This is a genomic window from Halorubrum vacuolatum (assembly GCF_900188065.1).
Taxonomy (GTDB): domain Archaea; phylum Halobacteriota; class Halobacteria; order Halobacteriales; family Haloferacaceae; genus Halorubrum; species Halorubrum vacuolatum.
In genome coordinates this window covers 1-1,402 of the sequence record NZ_FZNQ01000066.1, presented here as the reverse complement: position 1 = coordinate 1,402, position 1,402 = coordinate 1, and the positions used below count along the sequence as shown (strand labels likewise).

General features: G+C 56.1%; 1 protein-coding gene. It reads right to left on the bottom strand.

Annotated features, from left to right (window positions below; translation table 11 throughout):
* Nucleotides 1-13: 13 nt before the first annotated feature.
* Complete coding sequence (locus tag CHB65_RS16670; RefSeq protein ID WP_089386133.1) at nt 14-1,288, bottom strand: IS4 family transposase; 1,275 nt, start codon at nt 1,286-1,288, stop codon at nt 14-16.
* Between the last annotated feature and the right edge of the window lie 114 nt (nt 1,289-1,402).

Here is a 1,402-nt window from a genome sequence, read left to right as displayed (position 1 = left end):
CATCCGTCTTTAGTTAAGCCTCACACCTCGGTTGTGTAGCGGTAGCGAGCGTCTCTTGTAAGATTGGTCGTTGCTTGTGGATCTTCTGAGCGTCTTCGATCAGCCGGTCGAGCAGTGGCGGCGGTGAGTAGCCGAGAAACTCACCGAGTTCGTGGAGAATAAGCTGGGCGTGCGACCGGAAGGTCGCCGCCCAGCGCTCTGTCGGAAACACAAGCTCATCATCCGCCTGCTCGGTGACAAGATCCAACAGATCGCGGCTTACAAGCAGCGACAGCAGCGCTGCGTACAATAAGATCCTCACCACGTGTTCGTCACTCGTGTCGAACTTGTCTAGTTTGTACTGCGTCTTCAGCTCCCGGAACAGCAACTCAACTTCCCACCGACAGCGGTAGATCTCCGCTAAATCCGCCGGAAAGAACTCCTTCCTCGCTAAATTCGTTATGTACAGGTGGTAGTCGTCGGCGTCCTCGTCGCGGACGCCGACGACGCGAAATCGCTTCGTATCTAGCGACCGCGTCCCATTGTACGGCCCTCGTTTGAACTCTACTTCGACTTCTACATCGATGTACTTCCGATCGAGATCGTCAAGAACAGCTCGGAGCTGCTTGCCCTCTAAGGGAATGGCGCGGCCGCGCCATTCCCGTAATTCTGCCGTAATCAGCGGGTTCGCGTTCTGCTTCAGCCGACTCACGAAGTAGCCGTCGTTCTCGTCGATCAGCGCAAACCGGCGGTACTTGAAGTAGGCGAGATCGAACAACACGAGGCGATTCTCAAGCCACGGCCCTGTTTTGAACAAGGTGCTGTCGTGCGTTTTCTCGTTAGCAGTATCGAGCCGCTCAATCGTCTGCTCTGTGGCATTGTGGAGCAGGTGGAGCTTCGCTCCAGCCTGCTCCTCGTGGCGGGCTTCGAATTGGTCTGAGAGAAATTCGTGTAACCGCAACACCGTTCCATCAGCGATCATCACGTCTCTAAATCGGTCGATATCAGCGTCAACAGCGCTAGGAACAGCGACCTCGTCGAGCGCGGTCTCGACGAGGTCGCGGAGGTACTCCGCAAGCGTCGGTGTCAACCGCTGATAGAACCCGCCCGGAGAGATCGTCTCATCGGCAGTAGAGTTGTAACAGCGTCTAAACCCGGCGAGTGTTCGGCTTTCGCCTGCGGCGAAGCCGAACACAAATGCCCAAACGAAGGCAGGGATCTGGAGCTTGCGGTTACGTTCGACCACGCCGAGTTCCTCGGCGTGCTCTTCGAGGAACTCAGAGGGAAACAGTGTAGTGAGCCGACGCATAATCCGAGATGAGGAGTCCTTGTTGTACACAGACAGGACTTCCTCATTCCTTCCGAAAGATGCCTCGATAAGCCGCCGCTATCACGCGGTTTCTCGCTTAACTAAAGACGGATG

Bases quoted from the DNA above. Each gene is read 5' to 3' on its own strand.
- CHB65_RS16670 (WP_089386133.1), bottom strand. From the start codon at position 1,288: ATGCGTCGGCTCACTACACTGTTTCCCTCTGAGTTCCTCGAAGAGCAC.